The following is a 19,954-nucleotide window of genomic DNA, read 5'->3' as shown; positions in this document are numbered from 1 at the left end:
GCCCGCTGCCGCTCCTCGCCCCCGTCGGTGCCGCGGCCGGACCCGCTCCGGCCGCCTTGCGCGCCGACCGCAGCCCGCCGCGCTGCTTCTGCCCGGGCTCCTCGCCCCGCCGGCCCGCCGGCCCGCCGGAGTGACCCGGCAGCGGCACCACCCGCGTGACGTCCATCGACTCGGGCTCGGGCGCGTGGATCACCGCCTTGAGCATGGCCCGGGCCCCGGCGTCGTCGAGCCGGTGGGCCGGGTCCTTGGTCAGCAGGCCGTAGATGACGTCCCGCAGCGGTCCCGCGTGCTGGGGCTCGTCCAGGGGCTCGGTCATCACCGCGGTGAGCGTGGCGATCGCCGAACCCTTGTCGTAGGGCGGCGATCCCTCGACCGCCGCGTACAGCAGACCGCCGAGCGACCACATGTCGGCCGCGGGTCCCGGCTTGTGACCGCGGGCCCGCTCCGGGGCGATGTAGGAGGGGGCGCCGACGAGCATGCCGGTGGAGGTGATGGACGGGTCGCCCTCGACCTGCGCGATGCCGAAGTCCGTGAGCACGACCCGGCCGTCCTCGGCGATCAGCACGTTGGACGGCTTCACGTCCCGGTGCAGGATGCCCTCACGGTGCGCGGAGCGCAGCACGTCGAGGACGGCGAGCCCCACCTCGGCGGCGCGCCGGGGCTCCAGCAGGCCGTCCTCCCGGATGACGTCGGCCAGGGACTTGCCCTCGACCAGCTCCATGACGATCCAGGGCCGGTCGTCCTCGTCGACGACGTCGAAGACCGTCACCGCGCTGGTGTTGCGGATCCGGGCGATCGCCTTGGCCTCGCGCAGGGTGCGCGTGATCAGGCGCCGCTTCTCCTCCTCGTCGATGTTCGACGGGAATCGCAGTTCCTTGACGGCGACCGTCCGGCCGAGGGTCTCGTCCTCGGCGCGCCAGACCGTGCCCATACCGCCCCGGCCCAGCACGTCTCCCAGCCGGTACCGCCCGGCGAGGAGACGCCGCTCGCTCTTGTCCTGACGAGTCTCCTGACGAGATGAACCCGCCCGCTCCGCCTCCGACATGCGTCCCCTCATACAACCCGCCCTGACAGAGCCTCCATTGTCTCTCACCCGACAAGTGCCCGACGCCCAGGGTGCCCCCGGCCGGACCGTTCCCGACCACCGCCGCCGCGGGTCTCGGGTGGTACGGGAAGCCGCGCCCGGCGCTACAGCGGCACGATGTCCGGTGCCCCGAGCCGGGCCGCGTCCGCCGTCTGGTCGTCCGGCTGGAGCTGGGACTCCCGCTCGGCCGCCACGCGCTTGTCGTAGTGCTCGACCTCGCGCGCCGTCCGCTCCTCGTCCCAGCCCAGGACCGGCGCCATCAGCTCGGCCGCCTCCCGGGCGCTGCGGGTGCCCCGGTCGAAGGTCTCGATGGATATGCGGGTGCGGCGGGTGAGGACGTCGTCCAGGTGCCGGGCGCCCTCGTGCGAGGCGGCGTACACCACCTCGGCGCGCAGGTAGTCGTCGGCGGCGTGCAGCGGTTCGCCGAGCGCGGGATCGGCCGTGATGAGGTCCAGGACCTCGTCCGCCAGGGAGCCGTACCGGTTCAGCAGGTGTTCCACGCGGACCACGTGCAGTCCGGTGCGGGCGGCGATCCGCGCTCGCGCGTTCCACAGCGCCTGGTAGCCCTCCGCGCCGATCAGCGGGGTCTCCTCCGTCACGGAGTCGGCGACCCGCATGTCCAGGCCGTGCACGGCCTCGTCGACGGCGTCCTTCGCCATCACCCGGTAGGTGGTGTACTTGCCGCCCGCCACGACCACCAGTCCCGGCGCCGGGTGGGCGACCGTGTGTTCGCGGGAGAGCTTGCTGGTGGCGTCGGACTCGCCGGCCAGCAGCGGGCGCAGCCCGGCGTACACCCCCTGGACGTCGTCGCGGCCGAGCGGCACCGCCAGCACCGAGTTGACGCGTTCCAGCAGGTAGTCGATGTCGGCGCTGGAGGCGGCCGGGTGGGCCTTGTCCAGGTCCCAGTCGGTGTCGGTGGTGCCGACGATCCAGTGCCGGCCCCAGGGGATGACGAACAGGACCGATTTCTCGGTGCGCAGGATCAGACCGGTGGTGGAGTGGACGCGGTCCTTGGGCACGACGAGGTGGATGCCCTTGGAGGCGCGGACGTGGAACTGCCCGCGCTCGCCCACCATGGCCTGCGTGTCGTCGGTCCACACGCCGGTGGCGTTGACGATCTGCTTGGCGCGGATCTCGTACTCCCCGCCCGCCTCCACGTCCCTGACGCGGGCCCCGACGACCCGCTCGCCCTCGCGCAGGAACCCGGTCACGCGCGCGCGGTTGGCCGCCTTCGCGCCGTAGGACGCCGCCGTGCGCACCAGGGTGGCGACGAAGCGGGCGTCGTCCATCTGGGCGTCGTAGTACTGGAGGGCGCCGACCAGGGTGTCCTTCTTCAGGCAGGGGGCCACGCGCAGGGCCTGACGCCGGGTCAGGTGACGGTGTACCGGCAGGCCCCTGCCATGGCCGCGGGCCATCGACATCGCGTCGTACAGCGCGACGCCCGAGCCCGCGTACCACCGCTCCCAGCCCTTGTGCCGGAGCGGGTAGAGGAACGGCACCGGTCTGACCAGGTGCGGGGCGAGCCGCTCCAGCAGCAGACCGCGCTCCTTGAGGGCCTCGCGGACCAGGGCGAAGTCGAGCATCTCCAGGTAGCGCAGGCCGCCGTGAATGAGCTTGCTGGACCGGCTGGAGGTGCCGGACGCCCAGTCCCGGGCCTCGACCAGGCCGGTCGACAAGCCGCGGGTGACCGCGTCCAGCGCGGTGCCGGCCCCCACCACCCCGCCGCCGACCACCAGCACGTCCAGTTCGCGCTCCGCCATCGCCGCCAGTGCCTCGGCGCGCTGCGCCGGCCCCAGAGTCGCTGTCCTCACCGCTGCCTCCCGCTGTCGCTGACCAGCTCGCGTCGGCCGCACCCGGTGGGCGTAGCCCGGTTCGCCCCCTCCTCCTGCCCAGATTCTGAGGGTTCTGTCCGAGTTCGGCCACCACGTGCTCCCCGCCTGTGGACAACTCGCACAGAACCCTCGGAGACACACAAACACAATCACACATAACAGTCATATGGGTACCTAGTCTGAACAGTGCACTCGCTCTTGCTGTCCACAGCGGTTGCGCACCTGTCCCGCTTCGGCTACTGGGAAGGACGGCCCACGCATGCCCGCAGACCTCGCCGTCATCGGACTCGGTCCCTACGGCGCGCCGCTCGCCCAGGCCGCGGTCGCCGCCGGCATCCCCACCGTCGGTTACGCCACCGGCCCCGAGGCGGGTCCGCTCAGCCCCGCCGAGCTGCGCCGGATGCACGCCGCCGGCTTCCGCCCCGTCACCGACCCGGCCCTGCTGGGCCGGGTGCGCACCGCGGTGATCTGCGCGCCCGTCCCGCGCGGCGCCGACGGCGGCCTCGACCTCGGACAGGTCGAGGCGGCGGCCCGCACCCTGGCCGCGCGGCTGCGTCCGCACACCACGGTCATCCTGGAGTCGCCCGTGCTGCCGGGGACGACGGAGACGTTCCTGCGCCCGCTGCTGGAGGAGGGGTCGGGTCTGCGCGCCGGCCGCGACTTCCACCTCGCCTACTCCCCCAGCCGGGTCGACCCCGGCAGCCGCGGCCACACGCCCGCCGGCACCCCGAAGGTCATCGGCGGCCTCACCCCCGCCTGCACCGAGTCCGCCGCCGCCTTCTACGGCCGGCTCACCGACAAGGTGGTGCGCGCGCGTGGTCTGCGCGAGGCGGAGACCGTGCAGCTGTTGGAGACCAACTACCGGCACGTCAACATCGCCCTCGTCAACGAGATGGCCGTCCTCTGCCACGAACTGGGGGTGGACCTGTGGGACGTCATCCGCTGCGCGGAGACCAAGCCCTTCGGCTTCCACGCCTTCCGGCCGGGCCCCGGCGTCGGCGGGCACGGCGTCCCGCACGACCTGACCGGGCACGCGACCCGCACCCTGCGCATGGTCGAGCTGGCGCAGCAGGTCAACAGCCGGATGCCGCGCTACGTCGTCCAGCGCGCCGCCACGCTCCTGAACGAGCACGGCAAGTCCGCGCGCGGGGCACGCATCCTGCTCCTCGGCGTCACCTACAAGCCCGACCTCGCCGACCTCCAGGGCACGCCCGCGCAGGAGGTCGCCGTCCGGCTGATGGAGTTCGGCGCCTCGGTGAGCTACCACGACCCGTACGTGCCGTCCTGGAACGTCCTGGACCGCCCGGTCCCGCGCGCGGACTCCCTCTACGAGGCCGCCGCCGACGCCGACCTCACGATCCTGCTCCAGCAGCACCGGACGTACGACTTGCAGGGGCTGTCCGTGAAGGCGCAACTGCTGCTGGACACGCGCGGGGCCACGCCCACGGGGGCGGCGCACCGGTTGTGAAAGGGGGCGCGCGGACGGACCGAGCCCCAGGGCCGGTGGCACACGGGACGCCACGCGGGTACCTTACGGAAACAGACGGAGCCCACCGCAGCGGGTACTGCGGCAGGCTCCCGGATGGTTCACGGAGTGTCCGCCCCTGGTTGCCTTGGGGGCGGCCGCTCACCATCCGAAGATCCGCAAGATCCACCTCCTCCGGCACTCGGCCTCGGACGCGACCGTGCGCCCCCGGCGCGCAACCGCACCCCGTCCGTGTGCGCTCGGGCACGTGAAAGGGCCGGTCGTCCCTCTCGGAAAGACCGGCCCCTGTCGTGCCGTGGCGGTTACCGACGGTGCTGGCTGTCCGCCACCGTCACCTCGACCCGCTGGAACTCCTTCAGCTCGCTGTAGCCGGTGGTGGCCATGGCGCGGCGCAGGGCGCCGAAGAAGTTCATCGAGCCGTCCGGGGTGTGGGACGGACCGGTGAGGATCTCCTCGATCGTGCCGACCGTGCCCAGGTCGACCTTCTGGCCGCGGGGCAACTCCTCGTTGACCGCCTCCATGCCCCAGTGGTGGCCCTTGCCGGGCCCGTCCGTGGCGCGGGCCAGCGGGGAGCCCATCATGACGGAGTCGGCGCCGCAGGCGATCGCCTTCGGCAGGTCGCCGGACCAGCCGACGCCGCCGTCGGCGATGACGTGCACGTACCGGCCTCCGGACTCGTCCATGTAGTCACGGCGGGCGGCGGCCACGTCGGCGACCGCGGTGGCCATCGGGACCTGGATGCCGAGGACGTTGCGGGTGGTGTGCGCGGCGCCGCCGCCGAAGCCCACCAGGACGCCGGCCGCGCCGGTGCGCATCAGGTGCAGGGCCGCGGTGTAGGTGGCGCAGCCGCCGACGATCACCGGGACGTCCAGCTCGTAGATGAACTGCTTCAGGTTCAGCGGCTCGTGCGCGGACGACACGTGCTCCGCCGAGACCGTCGTACCGCGGATGACGAAGATGTCCACGCCCGCGTCCACGACCGCCTTGGAGAACTGGGCGGTGCGCTGCGGGGAGAGCGCGGCGGCGGTGACCACGCCGGCGTCGCGCACCTCCTTGATGCGGGCGCCGATCAGCTCCTCCTTGATGGGAGCCGCGTAGATCTCCTGGAGGCGGCGGGTCGCCCGCTCGGCGGGCAGCTCGGCGATCTCGTCCAGCAGCGGCTGCGGGTCCTCGTACCGCGTCCACAGGCCCTCGAGGTTGAGCACGCCGAGGCCGCCCAGCTCGCCGATGCGGATCGCGGTGGCCGGGGAGACCACGGAGTCCATGGGCGCGGCCAGGAACGGCAGCTCGAAGCGGTAGGCGTCGATCTGCCAGGCGATCGAGACCTCCTTCGGGTCCCGCGTACGGCGGCTGGGGACGACGGCGATGTCGTCGAAGGCGTACGCCCGGCGGCCGCGCTTGCCGCGCCCGATCTCGATCTCAGTCACGTTGGTGGCCTTTCCCTATGCGTTGCAGCGCCTTCCAGTATCGCCGACGGGCACGGCAAGGGCGGCCCCGGATGCTCCGGGACCGCCCTGATACGACCGCACGCGCGCGTGGACGTGTCCGCGCGCCGCCCGCGGGCTACCGCTTGCTGCTGTAGTTCGGCGCCTCGACCGTCATCTGGATGTCGTGCGGGTGGCTCTCCTTCAGACCCGCCGAGGTGATCCGCACGAAGCGGCCGTTCTCCTGGAGCTCGGGCACGGTCTTGCCGCCGACGTAGAACATCGACTGGCGCAGACCGCCGACCAGCTGGTGCACCACGGAGGAGAGCGGGCCCCGGTAGGGCACCTGGCCCTCGATGCCCTCGGGGATCAGCTGCTCGTCGGAGGCGACGCCCTCCTGGAAGTAGCGGTCCTTGGAGAAGGACTTGCGGTCGCCGCGGGTCTGCATGGCGCCCAGCGAGCCCATGCCGCGGTACGACTTGAACTGCTTGCCGTTGATGAAGAGCAGCTCGCCCGGGGACTCCTCGCAGCCCGCCAGCAGCGAGCCGAGCATCACCGTGTCGGCGCCCGCGACCAGGGCCTTGGCGATGTCGCCGGAGTACTGGAGGCCACCGTCGCCGATCACCGGGACACCGGCCTCCTTGGCGGCGAGCGCGGCCTCGTAGATCGCGGTGACCTGCGGGACGCCGACGCCGGCGACCACGCGGGTGGTGCAGATGGAGCCCGGTCCGACACCGACCTTGATGCCGTCGGCGCCCGCGTCGACCAGGGCCCGGGCGCCGTCGCGCGTGGCGATGTTGCCACCGATGACGTCGACGCCGGAGGAGTTCGACTTGATCTTGGCGATCATGTCGCCGACCAGCCGGGAGTGACCGTGCGCGGTGTCCACGACGATGAAGTCGGCACCGGCCTCGATCAGCGCCTGGGCGCGCTCGAAGGAGTCACCGGCCACGCCGACCGCGGCGCCGACCAGGAGACGGCCTTCGGCGTCCTTGGCGGCGTTCGGGTACTTCTCCGCCTTGACGAAGTCCTTGACGGTGATCAGGCCCTTGAGGATGCCCTCGTCGTCGACCAGCGGCAGCTTCTCGATCTTGTGCTTGCGCAGCAGCTCCATGGCCTCCGGGCCGGAGATGCCGACCTTGCCGGTGACCAGCGGCATCGGGGTCATGACCTCGTGCACGCGGCGGCTGCGGTCGCTCTCGAACGCCATGTCACGGTTGGTGACGATGCCGAGGAGCCGCTTGTCGTTGTCGGTCACCGGGACACCGCTGATGCGGAACTTGGCGCACAGCGCGTCGGCCTCGGCGAGCGTGGCCTCCGGGTGGATGGTGATGGGGTCGGTCACCATGCCGGACTCGGAGCGCTTCACCAGGTCGACCTGGTTGGCCTGGTCCTCGATGGAGAGGTTGCGGTGCAGCACGCCGACACCGCCCTGGCGGGCCATCGCGATCGCCATGCGGGACTCGGTCACCTTGTCCATGGCGGCGGACAGCAGCGGGATGTTGACCCGCACGTTGCGGGAGACGTACGAGGCGGTGTCGATCTCGTCGGGCGCCATGTCCGACGGGCCCGGCAGCAGCAGCACGTCGTCGTAGGTCAGCCCGAGTGTCGCGAATTTACCGGGCACTCCGTCGACGTTGGCAGTCATGACACCTTCCCCAAATGGCCTTGATCGGTGCGGATGTCCATGCTAACGGGAAGCGTCGCCAGCAAATTCCACGGTACGGGGTCGCTTCAGGCTTCGTACGTTCGTACGGGAACCACCGTGATCCTGTGCGGCGGCGGGGCTACGAGGGCTCCGCGCCGGGCGGTTACTGCTCCGCGAGCGCTCTCAGGCGGCTCAGCGCCCGGTGCTGGGCAACGCGGACGGCGCCGGGTGACATTCCCAACATCTGCCCCGTCTCCTCGGCGGTCAAGCCCACGGCGATGCGCAGCAGGAGCAGTTCCCGCTGGTTCTCCGGGAGGTTGGCCAGCAGTTTCTTGGCCCACTCGGCGTCGCTGCTGAGCAGGGCGCGCTCCTCCGGGCCGAGGGAGTCGTCCGGCCGCTCGGGCATCTCGTCGGAGGGCACCGCCGTCGACCCCGGGTGGCGCATCGCGGCGCGCTGGAGGTCGGCGACCTTGTGCGAGGCGATGGCGAAGACGAACGCCTCGAAGGGGCGGCCGGTGTCGCGGTAGCGGGGCAGCGCGAGCAGGACCGCCACACAGACCTCCTGGGCGAGGTCCTCGACGAAGTGGCGCGCGTCGCCGGGGAGCCGGGACAGCCGGGTCCGGCAGTAGCGCAGCGCCAGCGGGTGGACATGGGCGAGCAGATCGTGCGTGGCCTGCTCGTCCCCGTCGACCGCGCGATGCACGAGCCCGCCGAACGCCCCGTGGGCCGTGCCCGCATCGTCGTCGCGCATCGGTCCATGGTGCCCTGCGGCCGTCCGGTCCGTCGCATCGTGTTCGTGGTTGTGCACCGAAGCGTTATGAGCAGGTGCGCCGGCACTCATCCCCTGCGCCCTCCCCTTCCGCTCGACCGACTCGTCCCCGAGAGACTCCACAACTCCAAGGATGCGGCATCCGCGCCGAAACGAGCAGCGCGCGTCCGGCGGGCCGCCTTGCGGATGCCCCTTCCACGGGTCGAGCGGGGTGCTGCGCCGACGCGGTGACGTGCCGCGCCGGGCGCCGTCGCACCCCCGCGACCCGTTCGGCACCGCGCGCCCGGTACCGGCACCTGTGCACCGAAATACGTGATCGCGCGGCACCCGACCGCACCGGACGACCGCCGGGCGGCCCCGGGCAGACCCGGTGTCGTCACCTCGGCCGGTCGTCCGTGGCGGGAGCCACCGGACCGGAGCCACCGCAGGGGCGGCGGAGGGAGCGTGGTCGGGTGTGCCCGGCGCCGGGCGGCGCGCGGGGTACGGCGCTCGTTACCGGACCAGTCCCCAGCGGAAGCCGAGGGCCACCGCGTGGGCCCGGTCCGAGGCACCGAGTTTCTTGAACAGGCGGCGGGCGTGCGTCTTGACGGTGTCCTCGGAGAGGAACAGCTCGCGGCCGATCTCGGCGTTCGAGCGCCCGTGGCTCATGCCCTCCAGGACCTGGATCTCCCGCGCGGTGAGCGTGGGCGCCGCGCCCATCTCCGCCGAGCGCAGCCGGCGCGGGGCGAGCCGCCAGGTCGGGTCGGCGAGCGCCTGCGTCACCGTGGCGCGCAGTTCCGCGCGCGAGGCGTCCTTGTGCAGGTAGCCGCGGGCGCCTGCGGCGACCGCGAGGGCCACCCCGTCCAGGTCCTCGGCGACGGTGAGCATGATGATGCGTGCGCCCGGGTCGGCGGACAGCAGCCGGCGCACTGTCTCGACGCCGCCCAGACCGGGCATGCGCACGTCCATCAGAATGAGGTCGGAGCGGTCGGCGCCCCAGCGGCGGAGGACTTCCTCGCCGTTGGCCGCCGTCGTCACACGCTCGACGCCGGGCACGGTCGCCACCGCGCGGCGGAGCGCTTCTCGGGCAAGCGGGGAGTCGTCGCAGACGAGGACGGATGTCATGACCGCCCTCCGCAGCTGATGCGCGTCACCTTGAGCCTCCAGGCTGGTACGGAATCGTCACCTGTGCGGTCGACCGTCTCGGACGCCTGCCCGAGCGCTTGTGTTTTCAACCGCCTCCGCACTCTCAACGACGGTCACTCGAAAGAGTTACGGGCCCGCGTGCCGTCTTCGGCACTCTATGTGAGGGCATCGACACGGTGCAGACATGCCCAACGGACCCTCAACTTTTCATCACAACCTATGCCCCATTCGGCCCCTTTTCTTCCCGTTTCGTAGTGTCCGGGGCTAGATTCGCAATGAGTCATATTTTCATCTCCTTAGACCGGAGATGTACGGTCGTTGGCACCGTATCCGCCCAGAACGGCGACAAGGGGTCACGTAATGGCAGATTTCTCCCGCCTTCCCGGACCGAACGCGGACCTGTGGGACTGGCAGCTGCTGGCTGCCTGCCGCGGCGTGGACAGCTCGCTCTTCTTCCACCCGGAGGGCGAGCGCGGGGCGGCTCGGAGCGCTCGCGAGAACTCGGCCAAGGAGGTCTGCATGAGGTGCCCGGTCCGTGCGGAGTGCGCGGCGCACGCGTTGGCGGTGCGCGAGCCGTACGGCGTCTGGGGCGGCCTGACCGAGGACGAGCGTGAGGAGTTGATGGGGCGGGCACGCAACCGCCTGGTGGCGGCCTCGACCACCAGCGGCAACACCGCTCCGCAGCACTGAAGGAACGTTTCAGCACCCACAGCCCACCGGGTGCGTCCGCACATCCAACTTGGGCACGCCCCACGCGTGCCCATGACTCTGCCCCCGAGGCCCGCCGCGCCGTGACCCCGCGGCGATCCCCCGCCGTAGCCCTGCGACACCCCGCCGTGACCCGCCGCCGTGACCCTGAACGCGCCCCGTCGCCGTACGTCCCGCCGCCCCGCCCCTGGGCGCCCCGCGACCCCGACCTGTACGCCCCGCCCCCGGACCTGCCCCTTGGGTACCCGGCCGCCGCTACCCGCGCCCGGCCGCCCGTGCCAGCTGCTCCAGCGTCGCCGAGACGGCCGGCACCTGGGCCAGGTCGGGCAGGGTGAGGGCGACGATCTCCCGCCGGACCGCCGGTTCCAGCCGTACCGTGCGCGCGCCCCGCGGCCGTACCGACTCCACGGCCAGCTGGGGCAGTACGGCGACGCCGAGGCCCGCGCCGACCAGGCCGACCACGGCCGGGTAGTCGTCCGTGGCGAAGTCGATGCGCGGGGTGAACCCGGCGCCCTCGCACACCTCGACCAGCTGGCCACGGCAGCGCGGGCAGCCCGCGATCCAGGGCTCGCGGGCCAGCTCCCCGATGGCGACGTGTTCCGCGCGCGCGAGGCGGTGGCGTTCGGGCACCAGGGCGACCAGACGGTCCGTCAGCAGCGGGCGGACGACGAGGTCGTCCCACTCCTCGGCGACCGCGGCCCCCTCGTAGCGGAAGGCCAGGGCCACGTCGCAGTCACCCTCGCGCAGCAGCTCCACGGACCTCGGGGGCTCGGCCTCCTCCAGGGAGACGCGGGTGCCGGGATGGGCGGCGCGCAGGGCCGCCAGGGCCGTCGGGACCAGCGTGGAGCTGCCGCTGGGGAAGGAGACCAGCCGGACCCGGCCCGCGCGCAGGCCGGCGATGGCGGCGACCTCCTCCTCGGCCGCGGTGAGCCCGGCGAGGATGCCGGAGGCGTGCCGGACGAGGGCCTCGCCGGCCTGGGTGAGGCGCATCTCGCGCCCGTTGCGGATCAGCAGCGGGGTGCCGACCGAGGCTTCGAGGGCCTTCATCTGCTGGCTGACGGCGGGCTGGGTGCAGCCCAGTTCACGCCCCGCCGCCGAGAAGGAGCCGGTGGTGGCGACGGCGCGCAGGACGCGGAGATGACGGGCCTCGATCACCCGTCGAGCATAAGTCAGCCTTGGGTGGAGCATCCGATAATGCGTCGCTTCTTTGGGTGGCGATCGCATAGCGTGCGGGGATGAAGCTTCTCTCCGTGAACCTGGGCCGCCCCCGTCCCGTGCCCTACACGAACCAGCCCGACGGTGTGACCGCCATCGACAAGCAGCCGGCCGCAGGGCCGGTGCGGGTGGCGGCACCGGGACCCAAGGGGGTCGGCGGGAGCGGGCTGGCCGGGGACACCGTCTGCGACACCCGGCATCACGGCGGGGACGACCAGGCGGTGTACGCGTTCGCCCGGGAGGACCTGGACGCGTGGGAGCGCGAACTGGGCCGATCGCTGGCCAACGGTTGCTTCGGCGAGAACCTGACGACGGACGGCCTCGACGTCTCCGGGGCGCTGATCGGCGAGCGCTGGCGGATCGGTCCCACGGTGGTGCTGGAGGTGACCTCCGGGCGCATTCCCTGCAACACGTTCCAGGGCCATCTGGGCGAACGCGGATGGGTCCGCAGGTTCACCCGGAAGGGCGCGACGGGCGCCTACCTCCGGGTGATCGAACCGGGTGAGATACGGGCGGGCGACCCGGTCGAGATCGTGCACCGGCCGGACCACGGGGTGACGGCGGCGATGGAGTTCCGCGCCGTCACCACCGAGCGGGAGCTGCTGCCCCGGCTGCTCGCGGCGGGCGCGGCGCTGCACCCGGAGGCACTGGCCAAGGCCCGGGAGTACGTGGCGGAGCACGGCGGCTGAGCGGCCGTCGGCGACGCGCGGTGCGGGGTGCGCGCGGCCGGCGGAGGCTGTCGGTCCGGGTCACTACCCTTGGGCCATGACAACGGCTCTGATTACGGGATCGACCGCGGGGATCGGTGCCGCGTTCGCGCGGCGGCTCGCGGCGGACGGGCATGACCTGGTGCTGGTGGCCCGGGACACCAAGCGGCTGCGGGACCAGGCGACGGAACTGCACGACCGGCACGGCATCGAAGTGGAGGTGCTGACCGCCGACCTCGCGCAGGACAAGGGCATCGAGTCGGTGGCCGACCGGCTCGGCGACCGCAAGAACCCGGTCGACCTGCTGGTCAACAACGCCGGCTTCGGCAACAAGGGCCGCTATCTGGACGTCCCGATGGCGGACGAGCTGCGGATGCTCAAGGTGCACTGCGAGGCGGTGCTCCGGCTGACGTCGGCGGCCGCCGAGGCGATGCGCGAGCGCGGCCGGGGCGGCGTGGTGAACGTGGCCTCGGTGGCCGCCTTCCTCCCGCGCGGCACCTACGGCGCGTCCAAGGCGTGGGTCGTGCAGTTCACCCAGGGCGCGGCGAAGGACCTGGCGGGCAGCGGGGTCCGGCTGATGGCGCTGTGCCCGGGGTTCGTGCGCACCGAGTTCCACCAGCGCGCGGGGATGGGCACGGACAACATCCCCGACTGGATGTGGCTGGACGCGGACAAGCTGGTCGCGGCGGCCCTGACCGACCTGGCGCGCGGCAGGTCGGTGTCCATCCCCGACCCCCGGTACAAGGCACTGATGGGGCTGGTGAAGCTGGCGCCGCGCGGGCTGCTGGGCGGTGTCAGCTCCCGTACGGGGCGCAAGTACGGGCCGCAGTAGCGGACGTGTGCCGCAGCCGTCCCGGGAGAGAGGGAACGGGCGGGGCGTTCACCGGGCCGGGGTGCCCGGGGCGGCGCCCCACGGACCGTCCGCGCCGCCGGTGCGGCGCCCGGGAGCCCGGACAGGGCGAAGGCCCGGCCCCCCTCGACGGGGTGCCGGGCCTTCACTCGCGGGCGGTCGCCTCACGCGCGGGCGGTCGCCTCAGTGGGCGTGGCCGTGGCCGTGGCCCGCGGCGGCCGGCTCTTCCTCTTCCTTCTTCTCGACGACCAGGGTCTCGGTCGTGAGCAGCAGGGAGGCGATGGAGGCGGCGTTCTCCAGGGCGGAGCGGGTGACCTTCACCGGGTCGATGACGCCGGCCTTGACCAGGTCGCCGTACTCGCCGGTGGCGGCGTTGTAGCCCTGGCCCTTGTCCAGGTCCTTGACCTTGGACACGATGACGTAGCCCTCCTGGCCGGCGTTCTCGCCGATCCAGCGCAGCGGCTCGACCACGGCGTTGCGGACCACGGAGACACCGGTGGCCTCGTCGCCGGTCTTGTCGAGGTTGCCCTCGAGGACCTTGGAGGCGTGCACCAGGGCGGAGCCACCACCGGAGACGATGCCCTCCTCGACCGCGGCGCGGGTCGCGGAGATGGCGTCCTCCAGACGGTGCTTCTTCTCCTTCAGCTCCACCTCGGTGGCGGCGCCGACCTTGATCACGCACACGCCGCCGGCCAGCTTCGCGAGGCGCTCCTGGAGCTTCTCGCGGTCCCAGTCGGAGTCGGTGTTCTCGATCTCGGCCTTGATCTGGGCGACGCGGCCCGTGACGTCGGCGGAGTTGCCGCCGCCGTCGACGATCGTGGTGTCGTCCTTGGTGACGGTCACGCGGCGGGCGGAGCCGAGCACGTCCAGACCGACCTGGTCGAGCTTGAGGCCGACCTCCTCGGAGATGACGGTGCCGCCGGTGAGGACGGCGATGTCCTGGAGCATGGCCTTGCGGCGGTCGCCGAAGCCGGGGGCCTTCACCGCGACGGCGTTGAAGGTGCCACGGATCTTGTTCACGACCAGGGTCGACAGGGCCTCGCCCTCGACGTCCTCGGCGATGATCAGCAGCGGCTTCGAGGCGCCGGACTGGATGACCTTCTCCAGCAGCGGCAGCAGGTCCTGGATGGAGCTGATCTTGCCCTGGTTGATGAGGATGTACGGGTCGTCGAGGACGGCCTCCATGCGCTCCTGGTCCGTCACGAAGTACGGCGACAGGTAGCCCTTGTCGAAGGCCATGCCCTCGGTGAAGTCCAGCTCCAGACCGAAGGTGTTGGACTCCTCGACGGTGATGACACCGTCCTTGCCGACCTTGTCCATCGCCTCGGCGATCAGCTCGCCGACCTGCTGGTCCTGGGCGGAGAGCGCGGCCACGGCGGCGATGTCGGACTTCTCGTCGATCGGGCGGGCCGAGGCGAGCAGGTCCTCGGAGACCGCCTTGACGGCGGCGTCGATGCCCTTCTTCAGGGCGGCCGGGGAGGCGCCCGCGGCGACGTTGCGCAGACCCTCGCGGACGAGCGCCTGGGCGAGGACGGTGGCGGTGGTGGTGCCGTCACCCGCGATGTCGTTGGTCTTGGTCGCCACCTCCTTCACCAGCTGGGCGCCGAGGTTCTCGTACGGGTCCTCGATCTCCACCTCGCGGGCGATGGTGACACCGTCGTTGGTGATGGTCGGGGCGCCGAACTTCTTGTCGATGACGACGTTGCGACCCTTGGGGCCGATCGTCACCTTGACGGTGTCGGCAAGCTTGTTGACGCCGCGCTCAAGGGCGCGACGGGCGTCCTCGTCGAACTTCAGGATCTTCGCCATGGCAGCGGGAGCCCTCTCGAGAAATCTGTGGGTGTAAAGACACTGCGCCCCGGGCGCCCGGCTTCTTACGGTCGCGGGGGGCCAGGGGCGCAGCTCAAAGCAGAGAGTTGCTTGAGGTGATTACTTCTCGATGATCGCGAGGACGTCGCGAGCCGAGAGGACGAGGTACTCGTCGCCGTTGTACTTCACCTCGGTGCCGCCGTACTTGCTGTACAGGACGACGTCGCCGACCTTGACGTCGAGCGGAAGGCGCTCGCCGTTCTCGAACCGGCCCGGGCCCACGGCGAGGACGGCGCCCTCCTGGGGCTTCTCCTTCGCGGTGTCCGGAATGACCAGGCCAGAGGCCGTGGTCTGCTCGGCGTCCAGCGGCTGGACCACGATGCGGTCCTCGAGCGGCTTGATGGCAACCTTGGAGCTGGCGGTCGTCACGATCCGACCTCCCCCTTCGGAGATCTCACGGGGTTAACTGTCTGAGGTGGCGACCAGGTCGATCCGTCGTCGCGGGTGCCGGACCTGCCCGTCGCGTTTGTTGGCACTCTCACCTGCTGAGTGCCAGAGCCGAGACTATGACCGCGATTAGCACTCGGTCAAGCGGAGTGCCAATTGCCGTGCGTCGCGTCGGCCCGCGGGCCGCGTCGGACGGGCCGGTTCGACTAGAGGTAGTCCTCGAGTCGCCCGACGGTCAGCCCCTGTTCCTGGGCCTCGCGCAGCACCCGTGCGGTGCGTTCCCGCAGCGGGAGTTCCGCGGACTCGTCGGGGCCCACCAGGACGATGTCGCCGGGGCGGAGCCGGCGGGGGCCGTGCGGGCAGGCGAGACCGGCCGGGGTGAGGGCGGCGCGCCACAGGACGAGCGCGGAGATGCCGCAGCCGGCTGCGGCGCGCAGGGTGACGGGGTCGTAGGAGCCGTAGGGCGGGCGGAAGAGGCGGGGGCGGGCGCCGAGGCGGGTGCGGAGGCGGTCCTGCTGGCCGCAGATCTCGGCGCGCTGGCCGGTGTACGGCAGTCCGGCCAGGGCCCGGTGGTCGACGGTGTGGTTCTCGATGCCGGCGCCGAGCGCGCGCAGCCGGGCGAAGTGGCCGTACCCGGGGGCGGCGACGCTGTCGGTGAGGAAGAGGGCGACCGGGAGGCGGAGTTCGCGGACCATGTCGACGAAGCGGGGGTCCCGTTCGGCGCCGTCGTCGTAGGTGAGGAAGACGACCGGGTCCCGGGTGGGGACGTGGTCGACCACCGGGGGCAGGGCGCGCGCCCCGCGGCGGCCGGCGAGCGGGCGTGCCGGGTGCAGCGGGGAACGCGCGAGCGGCCGGACCAGGCCCCACCGCCGGTAGGCGCGGTCGGCGGCGGGGCGGTGCGGGCGCACCCCTTCGGCGGCCTTCTTGCCGAGGCGTTCGATGGGGTCGACGGACTGGGCGCAGCCCGTCAGGAGCAGGGCCGCGGCGAGGAGCGCGGCCGGGCCCCGCAGCCGCTTCACAGGTAGTCCTCCAGGCGGGCCACGGCGTAGCCCTCGCGCGTGACCTTGTTCAGGAAGCGGCGCATGTCGTCCACCATGGTGCCGTTCCAGTCGTCCCGGCCGCGGAAGTGGGTGAGGACGATGTCGCCGGGGTGCAGACTGCCGTCCCAGTCGCGGTACTCCCAGTGGTCGACGAAGACCTCCTCGTCCCAGATCGGCGCGTACTTGATCCCGCAGGACTTGGCGGCGCGCAGGGTGTCGCCGTTGTAGTTGCCGTACGGCGGCCGGAACACGGTGGGCGCCTTGCCGAACTGCTTCCGCATGACGGTCTGCATGCCGCAGATCTCGTCCTTCTGCTCCTCGTAGGAGAGTCCGGGCAGGTAGGGGTGGGTGAGGGTGTGGTTGTTCAGGGTCACGCCCTGGGCCTGCATCCGGCGGAAGTAGCCGTAGTCCTCCTTGACCAGGTAGTCGCTGAGGAAGGCGGTGTACGGGATCTTCAGCTCGCTCATCATGCGCAGGAACGCCGGGTCCTTCTCGGCGCCGTCGTCGATGGTGAGGAAGACGACCTTGTCCCGGGTGGGGACGGTGGTGAAGACCGGCGGGAGGCCCTCCTCCTCCTGGCCGTCCACCTCGAAGCCGTCGCGCGGGGTGATCACGGGCTTCCTGGCGGGCGGTGCCGGGGGCGTGAGCGGGACCCGGTCGAGGTTCCAGCGGCGGGCGGCGGCGGCCAGCCGGGCGCGTTCGGCGGCCTGGCCGGCCCGCGGGTCCCGGGGATGGGCGGGGCCGGCCTGCCCCGCGGCGGGCCGGGTGTCACCGGCGCAGCCGGACAGCAGGCCGGCGGCCAGGGCGAGGGCGGTGGCGCCCAGGGCGGCCTTCGCGACCCATGCCCGACTTTTGTCATTTTGTCCTACTGCTCGCATGGTGCCGGATCCTCCCAGGTCCCGGCCCGCCATCCGGGCCGACACCGCCGCCGCGGGCGCACCATCCACCGACTGGCCCACAATGACCCGGTGAACGACCTCGCTCCGCTCCTCACCCCCGAAGGCCGCGCCCTCCTCGACGAGGTGCGCGACACCGAACCCGCGCAGGAACTCGCGATGGCCACCCGGCTGCGCCGCGAACACCCGGCCGAACTGGTCTCGGCCGCGCTCGGCCAGGCCCGGCTGCGCCGGCGGGCGGCGGCGAAGTTCGGGGCCGAGGACGCCGGGCGGATGTTCTTCACCCCGAACGGGGTCGAGCAGTCCACGCGCGGCAGCGTGGCGGCGTACCGGGCCCGCCGACTGACCGGGCTGGGCGTGACCTCCGTCGCCGACCTGTGCTGCGGCATCGGCGGGGACGCGATCGCGCTGGCCCGGGCCGGCGTCCGGGTGCTGGCCGTGGACCGCGACCCGCTGACCGCCGCGGCGGCCCGGGCGAACGCGGACGCCCTGGGACTGGCCGACCTGATCGAGGTGCGCCAGGCGGACGTCACGGAGGTGGACACCGCCGGGTACGACGCGGTGTTCGTGGACCCGGCACGGCGGGGCGGACGCGGCCGGATCTTCGACCCAGAGGCGTACTCGCCGCCGCTGTCCTGGGCGGTCGAGACCGCCCGCGCGGCACCCCGCGCCGCGCTGAAGATCGCCCCGGGCATCCCGCACGAGGTGGTCCCGGCCGAGGCCGAGGCCGAGTGGATCTCCGACGGCGGGGACGTGAAGGAGGCGGTGCTGTGGTTCGGGACCGGCGCGCCGGGCGCCGTGCGGGCCACGCTGCTGCCGGGCCCGCGCACGCTGCTCGGCCGCGGGCTGCCCGACCCCCGGGTGCGGCCGGTGGGGCGGTACCTGTACGAGCCGGACGGCGCGGTCATCCGCGCACACCTGGTCGCCGAGGTGGCCGAGGAGCTGGACGGCGGGCTCGTCGACCCGACCATCGCGTACGTCACCGCCGACGAGGCGCGGGCCACGCCGTACGCCACCGGCTACGAGATCACCGACCGGCTGCCCTTCAACGTCAAGAAGCTCAAGGCCCTGCTGCGCGAACGCGGGGTCGGCACGCTGACCGTGAAGAAGCGCGGCTCGGCCGTCGAGCCGGAGGAACTGCGCCGCAAGGTCCGGCCGGAGGGGCCGAACGCGGCCACCGTCTTCCTCACCCGGGTGGCGGGGGCACCGACGATGCTGATCGGCCGTCCGCTGGGGTGACGTCCGGGCACTCCCCCGCCCTGCGCAGCAGCAGCGTGCGCTCCCGTTCGTTGCGCGCCAGCCCCGCCGCCCGGACGAACTCCGCCCGGGCCTGGGCGGTGCGCCCGAGCCGGGCCAGCAGGTCGCCGCGGACGCTGGGCAGCAGGTGGTAGTCGCGCAGCGCGGGCGCGGCGGCCAGCGCGTCCACCAGTTCCAGGCCCGCCGCCGGGCCGTCGGCCATCGACACGGCGACCGCGCGGTTCAGCTCGACCACCGGGGACGGCGCGCGCACGGCCAGCAGGCCGTACAGGGTGGCGATGGCCCGCCAGTCGGTCTCCTCGTACGTGGACGCGCGCGCGTGGCAGGCGGCGATGGCCGCCTGGAGCCGGTACGGGCCCGGGGGGCCGCTCGCGGTGGCCCCGGCGCGGTCCAGGGCCTCGACCCCGCGCGCGATGAGCAGGCGGTTCCAGCGGCCCCGGTCCTGGTCCCTCAGCAGCACCGGGGTGCCGTCGGGGGCGGTGCGGGCGGCGGCGCGGGAGGTCTGGAACTCCAGCAGCGCGGTCAGACCGTGCACCTCGGGCTCGCCGGGCATCAGCCCGGACAGCACGCGGGCCAGCCGCAGCGCGTCCTCGCACAGGCCGGGGCGCAGCCAGTCGTCACCGGCGGTGGCCGCGTAGCCCTCGTTGAAGATCAGGTAGATCACGTCCAGGACGGAGCCGAGGCGGGCCTCCCGGTCGGGTCCGTACGGCACCTCGAAGGCGACGTTCCGCGCCGCCAGGGTGCGTTTGGCGCGGACGATCCGCTGGGCGACCGTCGCCTCGGGCACCAGGTGTGCGCGGGCGATCTCGGCCGTGCTCAGGCCGCCGAGCAGGCGCAGGGTGAGCGCGGTGCGGGCCTGTGCGGACAGCACCGGGTGGCAGGCGGTGAAGACCAGCCGGAGCAGGTCGTCGTCGATGCCGTCCGGGTCGGCGGGCTCCTCCGGCGGGGCGGTGGTCTCCAGGTCCCGGCCGATCTCGGCGAGTTTGCGGGCGTAGGTCTCACGGCGCCGGATCAGGTCGACGGCCCGGTGCCGGGCGGTGGCCATCAGCCAGGCGCCGGGGTTGTCGGGCACGCCCTCGCGGGGCCACCGCTCCAGGGCGGCGACCAGCGCGTCCTGCGCCAGCTCCTCGGCGATGCCGACATCCCGGACGATCCGGGCGACGCCGGCGATGACGCGAGGCGACTCCAGCCGGAAGACGGTCTCGATCGCGTGCGCCGCGGAGGACGGTCGTGTCACAGCGGGCTGCGTCGCAGTGGGCCGGGCCGCTGCCGACTGAACCGCCATGGACTGAGCCGCCGCGGGCTGCGCTGCCGACTGCTGGGCCGCTGCGGGCTGCGTCGCCGACTGCTGGGCCGCCATGGGCTGCGCTGCCGCCGGCCGGGCCACCGCCGGCTGGGCCGCTGCGGGCCGGGCTGACGTGGGCCGGGCCACCTCAGGCCGGGCCACCTCAGGCCGGGCCACCTCAGGCCGGGCCGCCATGGGCTGAGCCGCCGCGGGCCAGGCCGCCATGGGCCAGGCCGCAGCGGGCTGCGTCGCCGCGGGCTGCGCCGCCGCCGACTGAACCGCCTCAGGCCGGGCCACCTCAGGCCGGGCCGCCATGGGCTGCGCTGCCGTGGGCCGGGCTGCCGCGGGCTGCGTCGCCGCAGGCTGCGCCGC

17 protein-coding genes are annotated in these 19,954 nt (G+C 72.8%); 5 read left to right on the top strand and 12 right to left on the bottom strand.

Translation table 11 applies throughout. From position 1 onward, the window contains the following. Nucleotides 1-1,045: serine/threonine-protein kinase (locus IF37_RS0122690; protein WP_158727369.1), on the bottom strand; the 1,045-nt coding region annotated here is incomplete at its 3' end. Nucleotides 1,046-1,188: 143 nt separating this feature from the next. Then, nucleotides 1,189-2,895, bottom strand: a complete 1,707-nt coding sequence (locus IF37_RS0122685; protein ID WP_030745345.1) for a glycerol-3-phosphate dehydrogenase/oxidase — start codon at nt 2,893-2,895, stop codon at nt 1,189-1,191. Nucleotides 2,896-3,175: 280 nt separating this feature from the next. Here IF37_RS0122685 and IF37_RS0122680 point away from each other — a divergent pair, with 280 nt between their 5' ends. Next, a complete protein-coding gene (locus IF37_RS0122680) occupies nt 3,176-4,384 on the top strand; it encodes a nucleotide sugar dehydrogenase (protein ID WP_030745344.1) in 1,209 nt (402 codons plus the stop codon). Between the two features lie 320 nt (nt 4,385-4,704). Here the strand turns inward: IF37_RS0122680 and IF37_RS0122675 are convergent, their stop codons facing one another. From IF37_RS0122675 to IF37_RS0122660, 4 genes are all read right to left on the bottom strand, one after another. Then, the gene (locus tag IF37_RS0122675; RefSeq protein ID WP_030745343.1) at nt 4,705-5,829 is read right to left on the bottom strand and encodes a GuaB3 family IMP dehydrogenase-related protein; all 1,125 of its coding nucleotides are present in this window, start codon (nt 5,827-5,829) and stop codon (nt 4,705-4,707) included. A 136-nt stretch (nt 5,830-5,965) separates the two neighbouring features. Continuing rightward, nucleotides 5,966-7,474: an IMP dehydrogenase gene (gene guaB, locus IF37_RS0122670; RefSeq protein ID WP_030745341.1), complete on the bottom strand. Its 1,509-nt coding sequence runs from the start codon at nt 7,472-7,474 to the stop codon at nt 5,966-5,968. Nucleotides 7,475-7,637: 163 nt separating this feature from the next. Next, on the bottom strand, nt 7,638-8,225 hold the full coding sequence (locus tag IF37_RS0122665; protein ID WP_030745339.1) for a sigma-70 family RNA polymerase sigma factor: 588 nt from the start codon (nt 8,223-8,225) through the stop codon (nt 7,638-7,640). Nucleotides 8,226-8,735: 510 nt separating this feature from the next. After that, a complete protein-coding gene (locus tag IF37_RS0122660) occupies nt 8,736-9,347 on the bottom strand; it encodes a response regulator transcription factor (RefSeq protein WP_003948568.1) in 612 nt (203 codons plus the stop codon). Between the two features lie 381 nt (nt 9,348-9,728). Between IF37_RS0122660 and IF37_RS0122655 the strand changes: the two genes are divergently transcribed. Continuing rightward, nucleotides 9,729-10,058, top strand: a complete 330-nt coding sequence (locus IF37_RS0122655; protein WP_030745337.1) for a WhiB family transcriptional regulator — start codon at nt 9,729-9,731, stop codon at nt 10,056-10,058. A 273-nt stretch (nt 10,059-10,331) separates the two neighbouring features. Here IF37_RS0122655 and IF37_RS0122650 read toward each other — a convergent pair whose 3' ends face one another. Next, on the bottom strand, nt 10,332-11,231 hold the full coding sequence (locus tag IF37_RS0122650) for a LysR family transcriptional regulator (RefSeq protein WP_030745335.1): 900 nt from the start codon (nt 11,229-11,231) through the stop codon (nt 10,332-10,334). An 80-nt stretch (nt 11,232-11,311) separates the two neighbouring features. On the opposite strand from IF37_RS0122650, the gene IF37_RS0122645 reads away from it, so the two are divergent. Both IF37_RS0122645 and IF37_RS0122640 read left to right on the top strand, forming a co-directional pair. Further along, entirely contained in the window at nt 11,312-11,980 is a 669-nt protein-coding gene (locus IF37_RS0122645; RefSeq protein ID WP_030745333.1) for an MOSC domain-containing protein, read from the top strand. A gap of 76 nt (nt 11,981-12,056) precedes the next feature. Continuing rightward, the gene (locus tag IF37_RS0122640; RefSeq protein WP_030745331.1) at nt 12,057-12,830 is read left to right on the top strand and encodes an SDR family oxidoreductase; all 774 of its coding nucleotides are present in this window, start codon (nt 12,057-12,059) and stop codon (nt 12,828-12,830) included. A 201-nt stretch (nt 12,831-13,031) separates the two neighbouring features. Here IF37_RS0122640 and groL read toward each other — a convergent pair whose 3' ends face one another. The 4 genes from groL to IF37_RS0122620 all read right to left on the bottom strand — a co-directional run bounded on the left by groL (nt 13,032) and on the right by IF37_RS0122620 (nt 17,022). After that, nucleotides 13,032-14,657 (bottom strand): chaperonin GroEL, encoded by a 1,626-nt coding sequence (groL, locus tag IF37_RS0122635; RefSeq protein WP_030745329.1) that lies wholly within the window; start codon nt 14,655-14,657, stop codon nt 13,032-13,034. A gap of 120 nt (nt 14,658-14,777) precedes the next feature. Further along, the gene (gene groES / locus IF37_RS0122630; RefSeq protein ID WP_004955293.1) at nt 14,778-15,086 is read right to left on the bottom strand and encodes a co-chaperone GroES; all 309 of its coding nucleotides are present in this window, start codon (nt 15,084-15,086) and stop codon (nt 14,778-14,780) included. 224 nt (nt 15,087-15,310) lie between these two features. Then, the gene (locus IF37_RS0122625; RefSeq protein ID WP_030745326.1) at nt 15,311-16,123 is read right to left on the bottom strand and encodes a polysaccharide deacetylase family protein; all 813 of its coding nucleotides are present in this window, start codon (nt 16,121-16,123) and stop codon (nt 15,311-15,313) included. Beyond that, nucleotides 16,120-17,022, bottom strand: a complete 903-nt coding sequence (locus tag IF37_RS0122620; protein ID WP_030745324.1) for a polysaccharide deacetylase family protein — start codon at nt 17,020-17,022, stop codon at nt 16,120-16,122. The genes IF37_RS0122625 and IF37_RS0122620 overlap by 4 nt, the downstream gene beginning before the upstream one ends. A 90-nt stretch (nt 17,023-17,112) precedes the next feature. Between IF37_RS0122620 and IF37_RS0122615 the strand changes: the two genes are divergently transcribed. Beyond that, complete coding sequence (locus tag IF37_RS0122615) at nt 17,113-18,279, top strand: class I SAM-dependent methyltransferase (RefSeq protein WP_030745323.1); 1,167 nt, start codon at nt 17,113-17,115, stop codon at nt 18,277-18,279. On the opposite strand, the gene IF37_RS0122610 is transcribed toward IF37_RS0122615, so the two are convergent. Continuing rightward, nucleotides 18,227-19,582, bottom strand: a complete 1,356-nt coding sequence (locus IF37_RS0122610) for an RNA polymerase sigma factor (RefSeq protein WP_052845302.1) — start codon at nt 19,580-19,582, stop codon at nt 18,227-18,229. The two genes, IF37_RS0122615 and IF37_RS0122610, sit on opposite strands and share 53 nt — an antisense overlap. Nucleotides 19,583-19,954: the final 372 nt, after the last annotated feature.

The organism is Streptomyces sp. NRRL S-31, assembly GCF_000718775.1.
Lineage (GTDB): Bacteria > Actinomycetota > Actinomycetes > Streptomycetales > Streptomycetaceae > Streptomyces.
The sequence above is the reverse complement of the archived record's forward strand: the minus strand, read 5'-3'. Positions and strand labels throughout refer to the sequence as shown.

Bases quoted from the DNA above. Each gene is read 5' to 3' on its own strand.
- IF37_RS0122645 (WP_030745333.1), top strand. From the start codon at position 11,312: ATGAAGCTTCTCTCCGTGAACCTGGGCCGCCCCCGTCCCGTGCCCTAC.
- IF37_RS0122610 (WP_052845302.1), bottom strand. From the start codon at position 19,582: ATGGCGGTTCAGTCGGCAGCGGCCCGGCCCACTGCGACGCAGCCCGCT.
- guaB (WP_030745341.1), bottom strand. From the start codon at position 7,474: ATGACTGCCAACGTCGACGGAGTGCCCGGTAAATTCGCGACACTCGGG.
- IF37_RS0122680 (WP_030745344.1), top strand. From the start codon at position 3,176: ATGCCCGCAGACCTCGCCGTCATCGGACTCGGTCCCTACGGCGCGCCG.
- groL (WP_030745329.1), bottom strand. From the start codon at position 14,657: ATGGCGAAGATCCTGAAGTTCGACGAGGACGCCCGTCGCGCCCTTGAG.
- IF37_RS0122620 (WP_030745324.1), bottom strand. From the start codon at position 17,022: ATGCGAGCAGTAGGACAAAATGACAAAAGTCGGGCATGGGTCGCGAAG.
- IF37_RS0122660 (WP_003948568.1), bottom strand. From the start codon at position 9,347: ATGACATCCGTCCTCGTCTGCGACGACTCCCCGCTTGCCCGAGAAGCG.
- IF37_RS0122665 (WP_030745339.1), bottom strand. From the start codon at position 8,225: ATGCGCGACGACGATGCGGGCACGGCCCACGGGGCGTTCGGCGGGCTC.
- IF37_RS0122640 (WP_030745331.1), top strand. From the start codon at position 12,057: ATGACAACGGCTCTGATTACGGGATCGACCGCGGGGATCGGTGCCGCG.
- IF37_RS0122655 (WP_030745337.1), top strand. From the start codon at position 9,729: ATGGCAGATTTCTCCCGCCTTCCCGGACCGAACGCGGACCTGTGGGAC.